Origin of the sequence: Rhodococcus sp. WMMA185, from assembly GCF_001767395.1 — a bacterium.
GTDB lineage: Bacteria > Actinomycetota > Actinomycetes > Mycobacteriales > Mycobacteriaceae > Rhodococcus_F.
Map to the genome: position 1 here is coordinate 2,039,660 of NZ_CP017014.1, position 19,597 is coordinate 2,059,256.

The 19,597-nt window shown below is 63.2% G+C and carries 18 protein-coding genes and 1 tRNA gene; 13 read left to right on the plus strand and 6 right to left on the minus strand.

The features are described 5' to 3' along the window. Positions 1 to 87 precede the first annotated feature (87 nt). Together BFN03_RS21020 and BFN03_RS09015 are read left to right on the plus strand one after the other, a co-directional pair. Entirely contained in the window at positions 88 to 708 is a 621-nt protein-coding gene (locus BFN03_RS21020) for a ricin-type beta-trefoil lectin domain protein (RefSeq protein WP_442971880.1), read from the plus strand. A gap of 48 nt (positions 709 to 756) precedes the next feature. Next, entirely contained in the window at positions 757 to 1,506 is a 750-nt protein-coding gene (locus BFN03_RS09015) for an RICIN domain-containing protein (protein ID WP_157109586.1), read from the plus strand. Between the two features lie 905 nt (positions 1,507 to 2,411). Here the strand turns inward: BFN03_RS09015 and BFN03_RS09025 are convergent. Together BFN03_RS09025 and tnpA are read right to left on the minus strand one after the other, a co-directional pair. Beyond that, positions 2,412 to 3,506 (minus strand): isocitrate/isopropylmalate dehydrogenase family protein, encoded by a 1,095-nt coding sequence (locus BFN03_RS09025; RefSeq protein WP_070378731.1) that lies wholly within the window; start codon positions 3,504 to 3,506, stop codon positions 2,412 to 2,414. A 51-nt stretch (positions 3,507 to 3,557) separates the two neighbouring features. Then, complete coding sequence (gene tnpA / locus BFN03_RS09030; protein ID WP_070378732.1) at positions 3,558 to 3,953, minus strand: IS200/IS605 family transposase; 396 nt, start codon at positions 3,951 to 3,953, stop codon at positions 3,558 to 3,560. Between the two features lie 38 nt (positions 3,954 to 3,991). Between tnpA and BFN03_RS09035 the strand changes: the two genes are divergently transcribed. Together BFN03_RS09035 and BFN03_RS09040 are read left to right on the plus strand one after the other, a co-directional pair. Continuing rightward, positions 3,992 to 5,149: an RNA-guided endonuclease InsQ/TnpB family protein gene (locus BFN03_RS09035; protein ID WP_070378733.1), complete on the plus strand. Its 1,158-nt coding sequence runs from the start codon at positions 3,992 to 3,994 to the stop codon at positions 5,147 to 5,149. A gap of 57 nt (positions 5,150 to 5,206) precedes the next feature. Beyond that, on the plus strand, positions 5,207 to 5,728 hold the full coding sequence (locus tag BFN03_RS09040) for a 2'-5' RNA ligase family protein (protein WP_070378734.1): 522 nt from the start codon (positions 5,207 to 5,209) through the stop codon (positions 5,726 to 5,728). Here BFN03_RS09040 and BFN03_RS09045 read toward each other — a convergent pair. Beyond that, complete coding sequence (locus BFN03_RS09045) at positions 5,712 to 6,635, minus strand: DMT family transporter (RefSeq protein ID WP_070378735.1); 924 nt, start codon at positions 6,633 to 6,635, stop codon at positions 5,712 to 5,714. The two genes, BFN03_RS09040 and BFN03_RS09045, sit on opposite strands and share 17 nt — an antisense overlap. Before the next feature lie 194 nt (positions 6,636 to 6,829). On the opposite strand from BFN03_RS09045, the gene BFN03_RS09050 reads away from it, so the two are divergent. Together BFN03_RS09050 and trxA are read left to right on the plus strand one after the other, a co-directional pair. Next, positions 6,830 to 7,828, plus strand: coding sequence for a GlxA family transcriptional regulator (locus BFN03_RS09050; protein WP_070378736.1), 999 nt, complete (start codon positions 6,830 to 6,832; stop codon positions 7,826 to 7,828). Positions 7,829 to 7,901: 73 nt separating this feature from the next. Next, a complete protein-coding gene (gene trxA / locus BFN03_RS09055; RefSeq protein WP_070378737.1) occupies positions 7,902 to 8,270 on the plus strand; it encodes a thioredoxin in 369 nt (122 codons plus the stop codon). 34 nt (positions 8,271 to 8,304) lie between these two features. Here trxA and polA read toward each other — a convergent pair whose 3' ends face one another. After that, a complete protein-coding gene (gene polA, locus BFN03_RS09060) occupies positions 8,305 to 11,049 on the minus strand; it encodes a DNA polymerase I (protein WP_084385563.1) in 2,745 nt (914 codons plus the stop codon). A 192-nt stretch (positions 11,050 to 11,241) separates the two neighbouring features. On the opposite strand from polA, the gene BFN03_RS09065 reads away from it, so the two are divergent. The 4 genes from BFN03_RS09065 to BFN03_RS09080 are packed head-to-tail and all read left to right on the plus strand — an operon-like array spanning position 11,242 to position 15,414. Continuing rightward, the gene (locus BFN03_RS09065; protein WP_084385564.1) at positions 11,242 to 12,645 is read left to right on the plus strand and encodes a branched-chain amino acid ABC transporter permease; all 1,404 of its coding nucleotides are present in this window, start codon (positions 11,242 to 11,244) and stop codon (positions 12,643 to 12,645) included. A 3-nt stretch (positions 12,646 to 12,648) separates the two neighbouring features. Further along, positions 12,649 to 13,638, plus strand: a complete 990-nt coding sequence (locus tag BFN03_RS09070; protein ID WP_070378740.1) for a branched-chain amino acid ABC transporter permease — start codon at positions 12,649 to 12,651, stop codon at positions 13,636 to 13,638. Further along, a complete protein-coding gene (locus BFN03_RS09075) occupies positions 13,631 to 14,620 on the plus strand; it encodes an ABC transporter ATP-binding protein (protein WP_070378741.1) in 990 nt (329 codons plus the stop codon). The genes BFN03_RS09070 and BFN03_RS09075 overlap by 8 nt, the downstream gene beginning before the upstream one ends. Then, complete coding sequence (locus tag BFN03_RS09080) at positions 14,617 to 15,414, plus strand: ABC transporter ATP-binding protein (RefSeq protein ID WP_070378742.1); 798 nt, start codon at positions 14,617 to 14,619, stop codon at positions 15,412 to 15,414. Before BFN03_RS09075 ends, BFN03_RS09080 begins: the two co-directional genes overlap by 4 nt. Before the next feature lie 96 nt (positions 15,415 to 15,510). Here the strand turns inward: BFN03_RS09080 and BFN03_RS09085 are convergent, their stop codons facing one another. Together BFN03_RS09085 and BFN03_RS09090 are read right to left on the minus strand one after the other, a co-directional pair. Then, a complete protein-coding gene (locus BFN03_RS09085) occupies positions 15,511 to 16,842 on the minus strand; it encodes an ABC transporter substrate-binding protein (RefSeq protein ID WP_070378743.1) in 1,332 nt (443 codons plus the stop codon). A 183-nt stretch (positions 16,843 to 17,025) separates the two neighbouring features. Next, a complete protein-coding gene (locus BFN03_RS09090) occupies positions 17,026 to 17,652 on the minus strand; it encodes an ANTAR domain-containing response regulator (protein ID WP_070378744.1) in 627 nt (208 codons plus the stop codon). A gap of 98 nt (positions 17,653 to 17,750) precedes the next feature. On the opposite strand from BFN03_RS09090, the gene BFN03_RS09095 reads away from it, so the two are divergent. The 3 genes from BFN03_RS09095 (at position 17,751) to BFN03_RS09105 (ending at position 19,441) form a co-directional block, all read left to right on the plus strand. Beyond that, a tRNA-Leu gene (locus tag BFN03_RS09095) sits at positions 17,751 to 17,827 on the plus strand. Between the two features lie 91 nt (positions 17,828 to 17,918). Continuing rightward, entirely contained in the window at positions 17,919 to 19,208 is a 1,290-nt protein-coding gene (locus BFN03_RS09100) for a lipase family protein (protein ID WP_070378745.1), read from the plus strand. After that, on the plus strand, positions 19,205 to 19,441 hold the full coding sequence (locus BFN03_RS09105) for a hypothetical protein (RefSeq protein WP_070378746.1): 237 nt from the start codon (positions 19,205 to 19,207) through the stop codon (positions 19,439 to 19,441). Before BFN03_RS09100 ends, BFN03_RS09105 begins: the two co-directional genes overlap by 4 nt. The last annotated feature ends 156 nt before the right edge of the window (positions 19,442 to 19,597 follow it).

The following is a 19,597-nucleotide window of genomic DNA, read 5'->3' on the forward strand; positions in this document are numbered from 1 at the left end:
ACACTCGTGGTTACCGGCGCCAGCATCGCCGCCGCAGCCCCGTCAGTGGCCCCGTCCACCACCGAGGAGACAGCTGAACCGACCTCTGTGTCGGAGTTGCCCACACCGTCCGTCGAGCCGACCACAACACCGGAGGCCGACACCGAAGGTAGCGCCCCCACACCGGAGGCCGACACCGAAGGTAGCGCCCCCACACCGGAGGCCGACACCGAAGGTAGCGCCCCCACACCGGAGGCCGACACCGAAGGTAGCGCCCCCACACCGGAGGCCGACACCGAAGGTAGCGCCCCCACACCGGAGGCCGACACCGAAGGTAGCGCCCCCACACCGGAGGCCAAGGCCGCGGGTCTTATCAATACGATTCGGAGCAACGCTACCGGGGCGTGCTTGGATTCCAGTTCATTCGGAGTCCGCGGATTTCCGTGCAATGGACTCGCATATCAGCGTTGGAATGTAAGTCAGCTTGATTTTGCCCAGTTTGAGCTAGAGAGCCATGGGACTTGGCAGTGCCTTGACCACAACGACGCTTACGGCCTGCGAACTAGCGAATGCCGTACTCTCTCAACAAATCAGAAATGGAACATAACGAACAAAGGCGGCTTGGAGATCAGGAACAGGGCGACCAATAAGTGTCTCGATGACAGTGCCCTGGGTGTCCGTGTCATCACATGCAACGACACGGTGTACCAACGCTGGAGTCTTATCTAAATCGGAAGTCCGTACTTTGCAAGAACCTTGAAAGAAGTGGAGTGCACGTTGTATCACAATTCATTACGCGGACACCAGTCCCGGCGCGGATATCGCAAGGGAGCCGCGCGTTTCTTCGGAGCCGTCGCAGTAGCCTCCACGCTCGTGGTTACCGGCGCCAGCATCGCCGCCGCAGCCCCGTCCACCACCGAAGAGGCAGCTGAATCGACTTCTGTGCCGGAATTGCCGACACCGTCCGTCGAGCCGACCACAACACCGGAGGCCGACACCGAAGGTAGTGCCCCCACACCGGAGGCCGACACCGAAGGTAGCGCCCCCACACCGGAGGCCGACACCGAAGGTAGCGCCCCCACACCGGAGGCCGACACCGAAGGTAGCGCCCCCACACCGGAGGCCGACACCGAAGGTAGCGCCCCCACACCGGAGGCCAAGGCTGCCGGCCGCATCAATACGATGCGGAACCAAGCCACCGGGGCATGTGTGGACGATAGTTCATTCGGACTCCGCGGATATGCGTGCAACGGAACCGATTTCCAACGATGGAGCTTCTTCCTTCTTGGTGATGTTAATTATCGGATTCAGAATACGGCCACTGGACGGTGCCTCGATCACAGTGAATTCGGCCTTCGGACCATCGACTGCAACGGTGGAGGTCATCAAGCTTGGAGGGTGGTCCAACTTGGTAACAGCTACCAGATCTTGAATTTTCAGACCGCAGCCTGTCTCGATGACAGCAACCTGGGTTTACGTGCCATCGGCTGCAATAGCGGCAAGTATCAAGCCTGGAGTGTCTACTAGTTCGAATGAATCGAGCATACGGCCACGGGTGTAGATCGGGGTAGATCCCGAACCGAATGGTGGGAACCGGACTTTGACTAGGTCCGGTTCCCACCATTGTGCGGTGTGTTCGAACGTCGCGGACCAGTGCTCGCCCACCGTTGGTTGCGGCGCGGCAGGCGGACCGACCATGACCTCGCCCCGGAGTGCGTCCTTCGCGCCCGCTCCCGACCCGACAATTTACTCGGGCGACGAGGTTCGCGTGGCCTGCAAATCCTCTACACACTTGCACCCGGCACTGACACCGTGTCCGCGTCGTCGCTCAAGCGAACACCCCACCGAACTGGAACCTCGATGACGGTGTCCTCATTGGCTGCATTCGACCAACGCACCCCTGACCGGCACAATCACTTTTCAAATGACCACGGCACCCCCGCAATCCACCGCAACCCGGCCCACACCGAATCCGGCATCCGGCACGCGCGGAAAGGATCCCGTTCCCGCCGCCGACCGCAAGGAATGGGCCGGCCCGAAAAGCACTCCCCGCGCGGGGCATCACGTCGTCAACCTGACCATCCGCCCGACTCGAGAGCACAACGAAGTCCCTGCCACGCAACAAGCGCCCGCAACCCGACTACGTGGCCGAGATCGTGCGCGCCGGTATGAGCTCTGTGGGCGAGGGACAGACCGGTGGCCGCACGCGGTCGGTCAGCTCGTCACGTCGAGCTGCGGGCAGTTCGGCCTCGCGTGATGACGGATTGACCAGTCACTGGCATGTCCTCCAAGAAGATATCGTGGTGCACCGAGCAAACTACGGCGACGGAGAGCTCTCGAACTCCGAGATTGTCAGACGGAAGCGTACGTCACCCGGATCCGCGCGCGGAATCATCGAACCTCCTCGGCCTGTCGGACAACGAAGACGGTCTTCATCGGCGGAGTGTGCGGGCGAGGACCGTCTCGGCGAATTCGGCGGTCGACGCGAGCCCACCCAGGTCCGCGGTGGCTACTCCGGAGCAGATCGTATCGCGTACCGCCTCGCTGATCCAACGCGAAGCTGCGTTAAGGCGATGGTCGTCACGGCGATCGCCGAGCACCTCGAGCATCATTGCCGCCGACAGCATCAGCGCGGTGGGATTGGCCCTGTTCCGCCCCGCGATGTCGGGTGCAGCGCCGTGCGCCGCCTGGGCCATCACCTTGGTCTCGGAGGCATTGACCGATGGAGCCGTGCCGAGTGAGCCGGACAGTTCGGCAGTCAGGTCCGACAAGATGTCGCCGAACATGTTCTCCGTCACGATGACGTCGAAATCACGGCCTCGGCGGACAAGGTGCGCTGCCATCGCATCCACGTGCTCGTCGTCGATCCGTACGTCGGGGTAGCTGCTCTCCCCCACCTCCCGGCACACGTCGCGGAACAAACCTGTGGTCATCGACAGCACGTTCGCCTTGTGGACGATCGTGACGTGCCTACGGCGAGCACACGCGAGCGCGAATGCGGTGTGCGCGATACGCTCACACGCCTTCCTCGTCACCATCCCGACCGCCATCGCGACATCGGGTGTCGGCATGAACTCGCCGCTACCGGCAAACATGTTCCGGTCGGCGTACAGCCCCTCGGTGTTCTCCCGGACGATCACCAAGTCCATGTCCGTCACCATGGAGGCGACTCCCTCGAGCGAGCGAGCCGGCCGGACGTTCGCGAAGAGATCGAACCGCTTGCGCACCACTGCGCCAGGTGTCAACTGCCCCCGAAACCGTTCCGGATAACCGGCGCTGTCGTGCGGCCCGAGAATCCACGCATCGAGTTCGTCCAACGTGGCGAGAGTGGAATCGGGGATCGGGGTCCCGTGCGACTCGATAGCCTCCAACCCCACAGGCAAATCCACCCAGTCGACGTCGATGCCTGCGGCCGCGGTTGCGGCGGCGACCACGCGCTGAGTTGCCGGAACGATCTCGCGTCCGATGCCGTCACCGAGAATCACACCGATCCTCATACTGGAACTGTTTGCCGTAGTACCGCTCATCGAACACCGCCCGAGAAGCCCCCGGCTTTACCCGTGGGGAGGAAAGGGCGGTTAGGCGTTGCGTTGGTTCTCGACATATTTCTTGACTACCTCCAGTGTTGCGCCGCCAACGGTGGCGACGAAGTATGAATTAGTCCAGAGCGTGGGGATTTTCGACTTCAGGTGCGGGAACTCCTGCCGCAGCAGCCGGGAGGACCGGCCCTTGATCTGCTTGACGAGACGATGAATCCCGTACTGCGGATCGACCGAGACAAGCAGCTGAACGTGGTCGGGCATCGTCTCCAGCTCAACAATCGTGGCGTGCCGTTCCGAACAAACCTCCTGGATGATTTGCTTGAGTCGGTCATCGACCGCACCGCCGATGACCTTGCGTCGGTACTTCGGGCACCACACGACGTGGTAGGTGCATCGGTACACGACACCATTATTTGATCGAATCTCGGCCATAAAGAACAGTATATTGCTGAAATGTATATACTGTTCCTGTGATCGAGACGGTGCGCTACAACTACCGGCTGCGCCCCGGCACGCAGGCCGAACGCACAATCCTCGAAGAGTGGCACCGCTGCCGGTTCCTGTGGAACGAGGCCGTCCACCAACAGAAGTCGGGAAAGAGACCAGACCTCAAGAAGCTGGGCAAACTCCTCACCGAAGCCCGTAGCCGGAACGCATGGCTTAAAGCTGGCTCCCAAAACACCCAGCAGCAGGTACTCCGCACCTACACACAGGCCCTCAGTCACTCCTTCAGCGTGAAAGGCCGTGGGCGACCCAAGGTCAAGGCCCGGAAGAAGACGTTGCCGTCACTCGAGTACAACACTCGGGGATTCTCCATCCGTGACAACCGGTTGGTGCTGCCGAAAGGTGTCACCATTCCGGTTGTGTGGTCCCGTAACCTGCCCTCAGAACCGGCCTCCGTTCGCGTCTTCCAGGACAGCCTCGGACACTGGTACGCCTCGTTCGTCGTGCAACGCGAGGCCACACCCGCCCCCGAGGTTGACCCGGAAAGCCAGGTCGGCATCGACTGGGGCGTCACTACCACCGCCACTACCACCGATGAAGCCCACGACCTGCCCTATTTGGGGCACCGGAAACGATGCGCCGCCGAACTCGCCAAAGCCCAGCGCAAAATGTCACGCCGGCACCGCGGTAAACGCGGACCCCAATCCAGCGGGTACCAGCGGGCGAAACGTGAGGCTGCCAGGCTGCATAAGAAAGCGGCCCGCCAAACCCAGCACGACTCGAGGGTCTGGGCGAAGCAGGTCGCCGACAACCATCAGTTGCTCGCCGTCGAAGACTTCAAACCAAAGTTCCTGAAGAAGTCCCGGATGGCCCGCAAAGCCGCCGATGCTGCGATCGGGGCGGCGAAACGAGAACTTGTCGACCGTGGTCTGCGGGCTGGCCGGAAGGTGGTGTTGGTCAAGCCCGCGCACACGACGATGACGTGTTCGAGTTGCTTCGCGAGAGCCAAGCAACAGCTCGAACTCGACGAACGCACTTTCCTGTGCCACTGCTGCGGTTACACCGACAGTCGGGACAGGAACGCCGCCAAGACGATCTTGGCTGTGGCAGAACGAGGTCACACCAGCGTTGACGACATAAGACACATTCACCCCACCTCCGGGTTCGGTGAGTGTGCAGCCTGAGCTGGAAATCCCCCGGCTTAAGCCCTGGGGAACCGTTAAGGGGCCATCATTGTCTACATGGTCCAGTCTGTGGAACTGCTGTTCGACGAGGCAACCGATGTCGCCGTTCGTGCCGAGTGGCAGCGGCTATGGGATGCGGGTCTACCCAGTCGATCCCGCGTTCGCGCTGTGTCGAATCGACCACACATCACCTTGTTCGTGGCCCGCCACATCCCGACCGAGATCGACGATCTCCTCGGCCGGAAAATCGCGACGCCTTCCTTTCACATCCGCCTGGGCGGTCTGGTGATGTTCGGTAGCCGGCATGTCACGTTGTCGCGCCTGGTGGTGCCGTCGAAGGCACTGCTGTCGCTACACCGCACGGTCTTCGACGTGGCGGAACGCGCCGCGGAAGTCCCCCCGCACATTCGGCCCGGGGAGTGGACGCCGCACGTGACCCTCGCGCGGCGACTTCCGGCCGATCAGATCGCGGAAGCCGCGCGGTTGCTCGACGGCGGCGACATCATCGGTCGCGCCTCCGTGATACGCAGATGGGACGGGGACGCCAAACGTGAGTGGGTTCTCACCGCGCCCCCGTGATCATGATGCGCCCTCGAGTCATCGCATTCGTGGACATTCGCGACGCTCGTTGTGTGACAACGATTCCCGCGATCACGACCAGCGCTCCCACCGGATGGTTCCAGGAGATGCTCTCCCCGAGCACGACGGCACCGAGCACTATCCCGAACAGCGGGGTCAGGTAGGTGACGGTAGACGCGGCGGTCGGGCCCCAACCACGAACCACGTTGGTATTCCAGACGAACGCCAGTCCGGTGCCGAATACTCCGAGCCCGATCATCGACGCAACGACCGCGGGCGTCAGATGCATCGGAGAACTCGCCGCCCACGGCGTTGCGACCAGCATGACCGTCGCCGCGATGGACACCTGCATGAACGCGATGGTCGGTGTGTCGACACCTCGCGGAAGTACGAAGCGGCGCAGGTAGACCAGCGCCACGCCGTACGATGCTGTCGCGCCCAGGCACGCGAGCTGCGCAGGGACACTACCGACGATGCCGGCCTGCCAAGGCGCCAGCACCACCATCACCCCCGAGAATCCGAGCAGCAGGCCGAACAGCTTTGCGTCCGTTAGCCTCTCCGAAGGAAGGAACGCCAGTGCCACAGACATCGTCATCAACGGTGTCGTCGCGTTGTAGATACTGGCAAGCCCGGAACTGATGGTCTGCTCGGCCCAACTCAGCAGCAACCACGGCACGAGGCACTGCACGACCGCGAGCACGGATAGATGCGTCCAGGTAGTTGCGTCGCCGGGCAACCGCGATCGGGTCAGGGCGACAACCACACCGAGAGTCAGCGCGCCGAGAACCAGTCTCCACAAGACGACCTGGCTGAAAGACAAGCCCTCGAGCCCGATTTTGATGAAGAGGAAGCTTGCGCCCCACGCAAGCGCCGCGCCGGCGTACTGGACCGCCAGACCCACCCTCAAAACCGGAAGTCCCCGTGCTGGCTGACATCGTTGTGTGTGTCGGGTGTACGTCCGCTGAGCACCAGCACGTCGAGCGCCAGGAATACGAGGAGAATCGCGACCAGGATTGTCATTCTTAGAGCCTGGCCACCGCTCACCCCGCACAAAAGTGGCAGGAGTGACACAGTTCGACGATTTTCTGCCACACTGATGCGGTGCTGAACAAGGTTGTCGTCCCACTATTACCTGTGACCGAGGCTTTCGAACTCGGCGTCGCCTGCGAGGTCTTCGGAGTCGACAGATCAGATGACGGACTCCCCACCTACGACTTCTCCTTGGTCGCGGGCGCACCGGAGCCCATTCGCACCCGTTTCGGGTACGGAATCGATGTTCCCTACGACCTCGATCGACTCGACGACGCCGATCTCATCATCGTTCCGGCTGGTGGAACGTACACGGAAACAGACTGCATCGACGTTCGCGCTGTGGACCTCGACTCATGCATGGACCCACTTCTGGACAAGCTCCGTGGTGCCATCGAGCGCGGAGCCAGAGTCGCGAGCCTCTGCAGCGGCGCGTATGTGCTGGGTGCCGCTGGACTCCTGGACGGCCGCAGGTGCACTACCCACTGGAAGCACACCCAGCGACTCACCGAACGCCATCCTGCGGCCACGGTCGATCCGGACGTCCTCTACGTAGACGACGACCCCATCCTGACCAGCGCAGGTACCGCGGCGGGTATAGATCTGTGCCTGCACATCGTGCGCAAGGAGCAGGGCAGCGCAGTGGCCAACGGCATCGCGCGGCGCATGGTGGTCCCACCTCACCGGGACGGTGGTCAGGCTCAATACGTGGCGATGCCGCTTCCGAAGCCGTCGATCGACACCCTCGGGCCTGTGCTGGACTGGATGACCGAACATCTGGCCCTCGACCTCTCGGTGCCGGCCCTGGCCGCGAAGGCCAACATGTCGCCACGCACATTTGCGAGACGGTTCCAGGCCGAAACCGGCACCACTCCGGCCCGGTGGCTCCGCGATCAACGGGTCCTCGCCGCGCAACACCACTTGGAGAACTCGGACCTGCCGATCGACGTGGTTGCCGAGCGCGTGGGATTCGGGGGTGGAGCAGTGCTGCGGCAGCATTTCCTGCGTCTGCGTCACACCACCCCGCAGGCGTACCGCCGCGCCTTCCGCGACACCGAACGAACCGCCTGATCGCCCCACCGGGAAGAATCGGGCAGATCCGTACGTTACACAAGCAACACCCTCACCGATCGGAAGGACCCTCGTGGCCACCAAGACACTGACTCAACAGAACTTCGACGAGACCGTGACCGGTAATGACGTGGTTCTCGTCGACTTCTGGGCATCGTGGTGCGGACCCTGCCGCGCGTTTGCTCCCACCTTCGAGGCTTCGTCGGAGAAGCACCCCGACGTGGTCCACGCCAAGGTTGACACCGAAGCGGAACAAGGCATTGCAGCGGCGGCGAACATCCGCTCGATCCCGACCATCATGGCGTTCCGCGAGGGTGTACTGGTATTCAGCCAGCCGGGCGCCCTGCCGCCGGCCGCACTCGAGGATCTCGTCACGCAGGTGAAGGCCCTCGACATGGACGAGGTACGCAAGCAGATCGCCGAGCAGGCTCCGGCCGAATAGGGGCGAAGGGGCCGAACAGGACGAGGGGCGCCGCCTAGTGTGCGGCGGCGTCCCAGCTGCGACCGGTGCCGACGGACACCTCGAGAGGCACCGACAGCTCGATGGCCGAGGACATCTCGTGCCGCACCAGCTGTTCAACCTGTTCACGCTCCGACAGGGCGACCTCGAGGACGAGCTCGTCGTGAACTTGCAGCAGCATGCGTGACCTCAGCCCGGCTTCGCGCAGCGAGCGTGCAACGTTGATCATCGCGACCTTGATGATGTCGGCGGCCGTGCCCTGGATCGGGGCATTCAACGCGGCCCGCTCCGCGACTTCTCGACGCTGGCGGTTGTCGCTGTTGAGATCGGGCAGGTAGCGACGGCGGCCGTACAGCGTCGAGGTGAAACCGTCCTTCCGTGCCTGTTCCACCACCTCGCGCAAGTAGTCGCGAACGCCACCGAACCGCGCAAAGTAAGCCTCCATCTGAGACTTGGCCTCTTCGGTCGAGATCTTGAGCTGTGCAGCGAGCCCGAAGGCGCTGAGCCCATAGGCAAGACCGTAGGACATCGCCTTCACCCGGCGGCGCAGCTCGGGCGTGACCTCCTCGATCGGCACGCCGAACGCGCGGGCGCCTACGAAGCTGTGCAGGTCCTCGCCGGTGTTGAACGCCTCGATCAGCCCCTCGTCCCCGGACACGTGGGCCATGATCCGCATCTCGATCTGGCTGTAGTCCGCGGTGAGCAGGGTGTCGAAGCCTTCGCCGACTACGAACCCGTCACGGATCTGACGACCCGCGTCGGTGCGGACCGGGATGTTCTGGAGATTGGGTTCGGTCGAAGACAGCCGGCCGGTGGCAGCGACCGTCTGGTTGAACGTGGTATGTATGCGACCATCCTCCGCAACGGTCTTGAGCAGACCGTCCACCGTCACCTTCAGACGTGTCGCGTCACGGTGGGCGAGCAGGTGCTCGAGGAACGGGTGAGACGTCTTCTCGAACAAGTTCTGCAGCGCATCGGCGTCGGTGGTGTAGCCGGTCTTGGTCTTCTTCGTCTTGGGCATCTCCAGTTCTTCGAAGAGCACGACTTGCAGCTGTTTGGGTGACCCGAGATTGATCTGCTTCCCGATGACCCCGTAGGCAGCCTCCGCCGCGTCCGAGACCCTGGCGGCGAACTGGCTCTGCAGATCTTGCAGGTGAGAACCGTCGACGGCGATACCCGATGCTTCGAGATCGGCGAGCACCTCCAACAGAGGCAACTCGATCTCGGAGAGCAGGGTGCTCGATTCGATGTCGGAAAGTTCGGCATCGAGCGCCGATGCGAGATCAAGCACGGCACGGGCGCTGAGGATTTCGGTTTCCGCTGCCTCGGCCTCCACCTGATCGGCGTCGTCGAGAAGCGACAATTGCTCCTCGCCCGTCTTCTCCGCCCGCAGCTCTCGGCGCAGGTAGCGCAGCGCCAGGTCGTCGAGGTTGAACGTCCGCTGCCCCGGCCGTACCAGGTAGGCCGCCAGCGCGGTGTCGCTGGTGAGACCGCCGAGCACCCAGCCGCGGCCGCGCAGAGCGTGCATCGCCCACTTGGCTTCGTGCAGGGCTTTCGGCTGATCCGCATCAGCGAGCCAGTCGCCGAGCGCCTTCTCGTCTTCGGGTGTAACCCTTGCGGTGTCGATGTAGGCGCCTTCGCCGTCCGCGGACGCAATCGCGATCGCCGTCACGTCGGCGCCGTAAGGTCTGCGGGTTCCGACCACGGAGACTCCGGATCTTTCGCCGCCCGACGTGTGCTCGGACAGCCAGTCAGCGACCGCACCGGATTCGAGCGCACCACCACGCACCTCGAAGCCCTCCTCGGCTTCGGCCTCGACGGGTGCGAGCGTCGCGAACAACCGGTCTCGCAACACCTTGAACTCGAGGTCGTCGAACAGTGCGTGGATCTTGTCACGATCCCACTGCGCGAGAATGAGTTGGTCCGGTGTGTACGGAAGTGGAACATCGCGCACCATCTCGGTGAGTTCCCGATTGAGAAGAACGTTCGGAAGATTCTCGCGCAGTGCGTCACCGACCTTGCCACGCACTTTGTCGACGTTGTCGACGAGTCCGACGAGGTCGCCGTATTCCTTGATCCACTTGGTGGCGGTCTTCTCCCCCACGCCCGGGATGCCCGGCAAGTTGTCGCTCGGGTCGCCCCGAAGCGCCGCGAAGTCCGGGTACTGCGCTGGGGTGAGCCCGTATTTCTCCTCCACCGCCGCGGGGGTGAACCGGGCCAGCTCCGAAACACCCTTCTTCGGGTACAGCACCGTCACCCCATCGGTGACCAACTGGAGCGAGTCCCGGTCACCGGTCACCACGAGAACGCGGTACCCGAGCGCCTCCGCCTGGGTGGTCAGTGTCGCGATGATGTCGTCAGCCTCGAAGCCTTCTTCCGCCATGACAGGGATGCCGAGCGCGCCGAGAACGTCCTTGGTGATCTCCACCTGGCCTTTGAACTCGTCCGGCGCCTTGCTGCGATTCGCCTTGTATTCGGGGAACTTCTCCGCCCGGAAGGTTTGCCTTGACACGTCGAACGCGGCCGCGACATGGGTGGGCTGTTCGTCGCGCAGCAGGTTGATCAACATCGACGTGAACCCGTAGACCGCGTTGGTGACCTGACCGCTGTGGGTCTTGAAGTTTTCTGCCGGCAGTGCGTAGAACGCGCGGAAGGCCAGCGAATGACCGTCGAGAAGCATCAAGGTGGGACGGTCACCGTCCAGCGCAGCTGCACCGGACGTAGCGGACGTGGTGGACCGGGGTGTCGTTGCGGGGCTCACGGTTGCCCAGTCTAGGGAGCGGATACGACAGCGATCAGCCGGACGCTTGGAAACCCAACCGAAACTTGCCGGAAATCCGAGAACCCGATTTCTCGCGACCTGAGCCGCTAGAGTCCGGAAGTCGCGAACCGGCTTTCAGTCCGGTCCGCCACATCAGACAGTGACCGACTATCACGTCCCCGGAGGACTTGCGTGGCTCCAACCGTAAGGAAGCGACTCTCAGCAGCGAGGGCGCGACCGACATCCCCCAGGGAAAACTCGAGACGAGAGCCGGTTGCCCGGCACCTCGGCCGCGTGTTCGCCCTCGTCCTGCTCAGCCTCGTGGCAGCAATCGCACTCGGCGGTCCCGCGACGGCGCAAGAGCCCACCCCGACACCGTCACCTCCCGTGGCCAGCGCGCATACAGCGCCGCCGGACAACGCGGTCCGGGTCAGCGGCACCCTCAACAACGGCGGGGACCGTCTGGCGAGCGTCGAAGTGCGCGCGCTCGACTCGTCGGGCCGAGAAGCTGCCCGCACCGAATCAACGAACAAGGGCCGGTGGGAGGTTCACCTCGTCCCCGGCACCTACACGTTCGAGATCGTCGAGGGATCACTCTCCGACGGCGTGAGCGTGCAGGGGACCGTGGAACGAGACGTGGTGGCCGGCCGCGCCAACACAGTGATCTTCCTGTTCGGTGAAGAGAAGACCGGTTCCGACATCTCGTTCTACGAAAAACTGATCCGTCAAACCGTCGACGGGCTGAGGTTCGGTCTGATCATCGCCATCGCGGGCGTCGGCTTGAGTCTGATCTACGGCACCACCGGTCTGACGAACTTCGCGCACGGCGAACTCGTGACGCTCGGTGCCGTTGCGGCGTGGGTCATCAACGTGACCTTCGGCATGCAGCTGATCGCCGCCTCTGTCATCGCAATCATCGTCGGTGTCCTGATCGGTCTGTTGAACAACGCCGCTGTGTGGAAACCTCTGCGCCGCCGCAAGACCGGGCTGATTGCGCAGCTCGTGGTGTCGATCGGACTCGCGATCGCACTGCGCTACCTGATTCTCATTTTCTTCTCGGACCGCACGGAGCCGTTCGACGACTACCAGGTCCAGGTGCAGAGGCAGTGGGGGCCGATCGCGATCACCGACGCCAACCTCCTGTCCATCATCATCAGTCTCGTCGTCCTGATCGGTGTCGCAGTGCTCCTGCAGAAGACGCGCATCGGCAAGGCGATGCGGGCGGTATCCGACAACCGTGATCTCGCGGAGTCGTCCGGCATCGACGTCGAACGCGTGATTCGCTTCGTCTGGGGTCTCGGCGGCGGTCTCGCCGCTCTCGGCGGGATCCTGTTCGCCATCTCGGAACTCGGTGGGCGGGTGCAGTGGGAAATGGGCTTCAAGCTTCTTCTGCTGATGTTCGCGGGAATCACGCTCGGCGGACTCGGCACCGCCTACGGCGCGCTGCTCGGTTGTGTGATCGTCGGCCTGCTCGTCCAATTGTCCACGCTCGTGATCAACCCCGACCTCAAGTACATCGGAGGCCTGCTCATCTTGATCGTCATCCTCGTCGTCCGACCTCAGGGCATTCTCGGCAGCCGACAAAGGATCGGGTGAGGCATGGACATCATCGGAGCACTCCAGGTTTCACTCGCCCAGCTGATCGGGCCGTCGGCGATCTTCTACGCGCTGCTCGCGATCGGCTTGAACCTGCATTTCGGCTACGCCGGACTGCTGAACTTCGGCCAGATCGGTTTCGCGCTCCTCGGTGGCTACGGCGTGGGGATCATGACAGTCACCTATAACCAACCGTTGTGGCTCGGCGTTCTCGTCGGTCTGGCCGCAGCCGGACTCCTGGCCCTGATTCTCGGTATCCCGACGCTTCGCCTGCGGGCCGACTATCTCGCCATCGTCACGATCGCCGCATCGGAGATCCTGCGGCTGGTATTTCGTTCCACAGCTTCGGATTCCGTCACCGGGTCCACCAATGGGCTATACGGTTTCGCCGATCCGTTCACGGACTTCAGCCCGTTCGAATCGGGGAAGCAATACTCCTTCCTCGGTGTGAAGTTCTACGGCGACGACCTGTGGTCGATGGTGGTCGGCTGGTCGCTCGTGCTCGTGCTGTGCGGGTTCGTATACCTGTTGACACACAGTCCGTGGGGTCGAGTACTCAAAGCCGTCCGGGAAGACGAGGACGCCGCACGGTCGTTGGGCAAGAACGTCTTCGTCTACAAGATGCAGGCCTTGGTTCTCGGCGGCATGATCGGCGGCCTGGGTGGCGTGTTCAACGCGCTGCAGACCAAGTCGATCAACCCTGACTTCTATTCGACCGCTCAGACGTTCTTCGCCTTCGGCGCACTCATCCTCGGTGGCGCCGCCACCGTCTTCGGACCCGTCATCGGCGCCATGCTGTTCTGGTTTCTCCTGGCCATCCCCGACGCACTGCTACGGCAGGCCATCTCGGGACCCGAACCGCTCCTAGCGCTGACCGAACAACAGGTTGGCGCCATGCGGTTCGTCCTGCTCGGCATCATGATCGCCGTCCTGATGGTGTTCCGGCCACAGGGCATACTGGGCAACAAACGGGAGGTACAGCTCAATGCCTGACACCGACCTCACAGCCGAGCAGCGCGCGGCGATCTTCGCTGACGTGCCGCACTCCCCCGGCGTACCCAAACCGGATCCGATACTCGTGGTGGACAACGTGTCCCGGTCGTTCGGCGGTCTCAAGGCCGTCGATGTAGACCACCTCGAGGTCCAGCGCGGCTGCATCACCGGGCTGATCGGACCCAACGGTGCGGGCAAGACAACCCTGTTCAACCTGCTCACCGGATTCGACCGGCCCGACACCGGTACCTGGTCGATGGACGGGCAGCCCCTGGGCCGCCTATACCCGCACCAGGTGGCCCGCAAGGGTGTGGTGCGAACGTTCCAGCTCACCAAGGCACTGTCGAAACTGTCCGTGCTCGACAACGTGCGACTCGGAGCAACGGGGCAACGGGGCGAACGCATCGCGCACACCCTGCTGCCATGGACGTGGAAGGCCCAAGAACGTGCCGTCACCGAACGCGCCCACGAACTGCTCGTCCGATTCAAGCTCGATGCCAAGGCCGACGACCTCGCCGGCTCGTTGTCCGGTGGGCAGCGCAAGTTGCTGGAGATGGCGCGGGCATTGATGACCGATCCCACGGTAGTGATGCTCGACGAACCCATGGCCGGCGTGAATCCGGCGTTGACCCAGAGTCTGCTCGGCCACGTCAAGTCGCTGCGCGACGAGGGCATGACCGTTGTGTTCGTCGAACACGACATGGATGTCATCCGCGACATCAGCGACTGGGTGGTGGTGATGGCTCAGGGCAGCGTGATCGCCGAGTCCACGCCGGAGCATCTCTCGTCGAACGAGGCGGTGGTCGACGCGTACCTGGGCGCCCATCACGACCAGGCACTCCAATTCGACGACGCGGGAAATCCGGTGGGCGAAACCGCCGTCCTCGCCGAAGCTCTCGAATCGGCCGAGGCCGAGACTCTCGAAAGCGGCGGCGACCTCTCCGAACCTGACATAACCGAACTGAGGCACGAGAACCGATGACCGAACTGACTCCAGCGGAATTCGCGGCCACACCCGAGGAACACGCACGACTCGCCGAAGGGGCACTCCTTCGAGCGGATGGCGTAGTCGCCGGCTACATCCCCGGTGTCAACATTCTCAACGAGTGCAACTTCTTCCTGCGCGAGGGCGAGATCGTGGGCATCATCGGTCCCAACGGTGCGGGGAAATCCACACTCCTCAAGTCGTTGTTCGGGCTGATTCCAGTTCGGAAGGGATCGGTGGTCCTGCGCGGAGAGGACATCACATCGAAACCTGCCCACGTGCTCGTGCAGAAGGGGGTCGGGTATGTCCCGCAGACGCAGAACGTCTTTCCCTCGCTCACCATCGAGGAGAACCTCGAGATGGGGATGTATCTGCGTCCCAAACTCTTCGAGGAGAGGTTCGAGTTCGTCGGCGACCTGTTCCCCTTGCTGGTCGAGCGGAGAAAGGTGAAGGCAGGCGCCCTGTCCGGCGGCGAACGGCAGATGGTCGCCATGGGGCGCGCATTGATGATGAACCCATCAGTTCTACTCCTGGACGAACCGTCCGCCGGCTTGTCACCGATGTTCCAGGACGAGGTGTTCATCCGCTGCAAGGCCATCAACGGCGCAGGGGTATCGGTGATCATGGTGGAGCAGAACGCCCGCCGATGCCTACAGATCTGCGACCGCGGATACGTGCTCGACCAGGGTCGCAATGCATACACCGACTCCGGACCGAACCTGATGCACGATCCGAAGGTGGTCGAACTCTATCTGGGCACGCTCGCCGGGAGTCAAGAAAAGAAGAAGTAGTTCACCTACGCTTGCCGAGGCGCAACACAACTGCGGGCCAGGGATTTCCTGGCCCGCAGTTGTGTCGAGATCCCTTAGTTGTGTTGCGAGGTCAGATCATCCACCGACGATGATGAAGTCATCCGCCGTCGTCGGCGCCAATGTGTTGTCCGCGCCGAACTGCAGTTTGGCGTACGACCCGATCGACGGCTCTCCGGCTGCCCCGAAGTCGAGTGCACCCGTGACGCCGTCGTAGTCGATGTCCTGACCGTCCTGCACCAGGGGGAGGCATTCCTCGTACGAGGCGCAGGGGGTGCCACCTCCGGTGACGGCGTTGATGTTGGCAGCGATGTCCGTGCCTGCGGTCGACTTCGCTGCTTCCGCGGCCAGGGCCGAAATGATCACGGCATCGTAGGATTCGGCGGCGTAGTTGAAGTCGATCAAGCCGGGGTCGACGACCATGAGGCGATTCTCGAACGCCTCGCCGATGTCGGTCATGGGCGTGGTGCCCTTCATACCATCCAGCAGCGGTGCGGCCACGTTCTCACCCAAGGCGTTGCCCATGTTGCCGTCCACACCGTAGACCATCATTCCGTCCGACGGTCCGATGCCCACCGAGTGCATACGGTCGATGATCTTGGCCGACTCCTCGAATCCGATTACAGCCACCGAGTCCGGGCCGAAGTCCTTGACCTGGTCGACCTCGGAGTTGAACGACTGTGCATTGGGGTCGTAGACGATCTTCTGAATCTGATCGTCGGGGATACCGGCGTCGACGAGATTTTGCACCAGGTTGTCGGCGAGGCCGGTGCCGTAGGGATCGTTGAGAGCCAGGATCGACACACGCTGGCCGCCATCATCCGAAATGAGCTGTGACACAGCCTGGGCCTGCAACACGTCGGTTGGGGCTGTCCGGAAGTACATCCCGCCGTCCTCGTAGCAGACGAACTGATCGGATGTGTTTGCCGGGGAGAACATGACAACTCCCGCGCTGGTCACCTTGTCGATGACCTTGAGTGACACCGACGACGATGCCGCACCGATGATCACTTGGGTGCCCGCAGCGAGCTCCCGGTCGACGGTGACGTTCGCCGTATCGGTAGTGGTGTCACCGGAGTCTCCGGGGATCAGTTCGACCGGTTGGCCGAGGACCCCTCCGGCTGCGTTGACATCGTTGACGCCTAGCTGGGTGCCGGCCACCATCGGCGGGCCCAGGAAGGACAGGCTGCCCGTATTCGGAAGTAGGGTACCGATTTTCAGCGGCGCGGTGGACGGAACATCTGATGCTGTTGCCACTTCGGGCGTGCAGTCGGTTGAAACTGTGGTGGCCGGGGCGGAGCTGTCGCTGTCACTCGCGGCGGCGTCGCTACTGCTCGAACTGCAGCCCGCGAGTGCGAGAGACGCCGCGCCGAGAACCGCAGCCGTCCGCACGAAGGTCTGTCTTGCCATCCAAAATCTCCTTAGATCACTCGATACGGACGCCACACGAATCTGCGTCCACCGTGGGATCAGACGCTAGCGGTCCAACTGAGTTCTCGATCCGTCCAGACCGGCTCGTGACCTTACTGTTACCTGGAGAGCCCAGCTTTTACACCGGCGTCACAATGAACGACCGGCCTGAGCTCCGGGAGGTCAGGTCGGCGTTTCACCGCCGAGGGTCTCGAGTACCACCTGGGCAACGGCTTTCATCGTCGACCTTCGATCCATGGCGGCTCGCTGGATCCAACGGAACGCCTCGGGCTCGGTCAGTGAGTGCTTCTCCATCAGTACGCCCTTGGCGCGGTCGATGATCTTGCGTGTGTCCAGCCGCTCGGACAGGTCCGAAATCTCACGTTCGAGCGCTGCGACCTCCCTGAATCGACTGGCAGCCAATTCGACCGCCGGAATCAGGTCGGCCGCGGAGAACGGTTTGACCAGATATGCCATCGCACCGGCGTCCCGGGCGCGTTCAACCACCTCGCGCTGACTGAATGCGGTGAGAATCACTACGGGCGCAATGCGTTTCGCTGCAATCTCCGAGGCCGCGTCGATACCGTCGCGACGGGGCATCTTCACGTCCATGATCACCAGGTCGGGTTTCAGCTCCACGGCCAGGTCGACGGCCGCCTGCCCGTCCCCCGCCTCACCGACCACTTCGTAGCCCTCGTCCTGCAGCATCTCGACCAGATCGAGCCGGATCAGTGCCTCGTCTTCAGCCACGACGACCCGCCGCGGCTGCGGCGACGTATCTGGCTGCCGTGGAGCATTCATGGGCGCCATTCTCCTCTGCTGGAACGACCTCGACGCGGGAGGAACCGTGAGGAGGGTACCGGTTTTGACTCTGTGCGACGATCTTCTACAGTGGTACAGCGCGACCCGCCCTCGTATCCCAATTGGCAGAGGAAACGGATTCAAAACCCGTACAGTGTGAGTTCGAGTCTCACCGAGGGCACCATCATCCCGTTCAAGGAGTTCGTCCCGCCGAATCGGGCCATCACGCGCCTTCACCATTGACACCTACCCCTTCATCGTGTGGTGTCTGTCACATGAATATCTCGCGATGGGGACGCGGGGCCGCTCTGGTGTTGGGCGTCAGCCTCGCACTCGTGACCGCCGGCACCGCACCAGCTGCTTCCGCACCGACCGACTTCTACGCGGTGCCGACACCCCTCCCCGAGGGCTCGCCCGGCGACGTGTTGAAGTCCGAGTCGTATCCGCCCGCGCTGACCGTGCCGAACCAGGTTGGACCGTGGCCGTCGGGTGCACAGCGAATCATGTACCGCAGCACAGACGCCCACGGGAACGCGGTCGCGGTCACCGGAACCTACTTCGACGCGAGCGTGCCGTGGACCGAGGGCGGTCCACGACCTCTGGTCGTCCTCGCGCCCGGTACCCAGGGCCAAGGCGACCAGTGTGCACCGTCGAAGCTGTTCTCCGAGGTCGTCCACTACACCCCACCGCTCGACTTCGCGGTGGAGTACGAGACCACCCAGGCGTATGCGCTGCTCTCCCGCGGCATGGACGTCGTCGTCACGGACTACGAGGGGCTCGGCACACCCGGGATTCACTCGTATACCGATCGACGCGCAGAGGGGTACGCCGTACTCGATGCGGCACGGGCGGTGACCAGGTTGCCCGGTACCCGGATCGGCGACGACAGCCCAATCGGACTGTGGGGTTACTCGCAGGGCGGAGGAGCGACCGCCTCCGCAGCCGAGTTACAGGGTACGTACGCGCCCGAGCTGAACATCCGCGGCACGTACGCGGGTGGTCCGCCCGCAGACCTGCGCGCTGTGGCGGAAAAAATAGACGGTGGGCTGGGCACAGGTCTTCTCGGGTACTCGGTCAACGCCTTCTACGCTGGTTACCCGGAAATTCGCGACGAAATCGACAGCGTCCTAAGCCCGTATGGCCGCGAGACCCTCGACGACATCGCGACCCAGTGTGTCCCCGAGACGACCACGCGGTACGGACTGCACCGGACCTCGGAGTGGACAACCGACGGCCGCACCTTCGCCGAACTCATCGACACGTTGCCGAAGGTCGGGGCTGTCATCGACGAGCAGCGCATCGGGCGTGTGGCGCCTCCCAATCCGGTCCTGATCGCTCAGGGCCGCAATGACGATCTGGTTCCCTACGAGCAGGCTCGGACGCTCGCCGACGACTGGTGCCGACTCGGTGCGACGGTCGAGTTCAGCGTGCAGGAGATCCCGCCGATCGCGCCCGGATTCGTCATCGGGCACGTGCTGCCGGCAGCCACAGTGCTGCCTCATGCGCTCGACTGGATGACCGCACGATTCACAGGTGCCCCGGCGCCGTCGACCTGCAACACATGACATGGAAGGTCTCGGTCATCGCCTGCTGCGTGCTGAGCTGGGTACTCGGTGCGGTCGTCGTACGCCTCGGTTTGGACTGGGCGGACACCTTTCCTTATAGCCAGGCGTCCGAGTGGCGCTACCTCGGCGTCGCGGTCGTCGCCCTGCTGATCGCGATCGGCGGTTCGGTCGTGACCATGTCTGCGGCTCACCGTCGGCATAGCCGTGCGCAAGGCAGGCCAGAATCGCGGTGAACGCATGGACATGGGCGCTCGGCAGCCGCGCCATCCAACTCCCGGATGGAAAGCCCATGCCCGATTCGATCAATGCAATGGCCGGTGAGTCGCAGGTAGAGCTACTTTTCTTGGGCTCGATCCTAGGGTTCTACGCGGTCATGCCAGTAGGATGAT

Bases quoted from the DNA above. Each gene is read 5' to 3' on its own strand.
- BFN03_RS09100 (WP_070378745.1), top strand. From the start codon at position 17,919: ATGAATATCTCGCGATGGGGACGCGGGGCCGCTCTGGTGTTGGGCGTC.
- BFN03_RS09070 (WP_070378740.1), top strand. From the start codon at position 12,649: ATGGACATCATCGGAGCACTCCAGGTTTCACTCGCCCAGCTGATCGGG.
- tnpA (WP_070378732.1), bottom strand. From the start codon at position 3,953: ATGGCCGAGATTCGATCAAATAATGGTGTCGTGTACCGATGCACCTAC.
- BFN03_RS09040 (WP_070378734.1), top strand. From the start codon at position 5,207: ATGGTCCAGTCTGTGGAACTGCTGTTCGACGAGGCAACCGATGTCGCC.
- BFN03_RS09105 (WP_070378746.1), top strand. From the start codon at position 19,205: ATGACATGGAAGGTCTCGGTCATCGCCTGCTGCGTGCTGAGCTGGGTA.
- BFN03_RS09085 (WP_070378743.1), bottom strand. From the start codon at position 16,842: ATGGCAAGACAGACCTTCGTGCGGACGGCTGCGGTTCTCGGCGCGGCG.
- BFN03_RS09025 (WP_070378731.1), bottom strand. From the start codon at position 3,506: ATGAGCGGTACTACGGCAAACAGTTCCAGTATGAGGATCGGTGTGATT.
- BFN03_RS09080 (WP_070378742.1), top strand. From the start codon at position 14,617: ATGACCGAACTGACTCCAGCGGAATTCGCGGCCACACCCGAGGAACAC.
- BFN03_RS09090 (WP_070378744.1), bottom strand. From the start codon at position 17,652: ATGGCGCCCATGAATGCTCCACGGCAGCCAGATACGTCGCCGCAGCCG.
- BFN03_RS09075 (WP_070378741.1), top strand. From the start codon at position 13,631: ATGCCTGACACCGACCTCACAGCCGAGCAGCGCGCGGCGATCTTCGCT.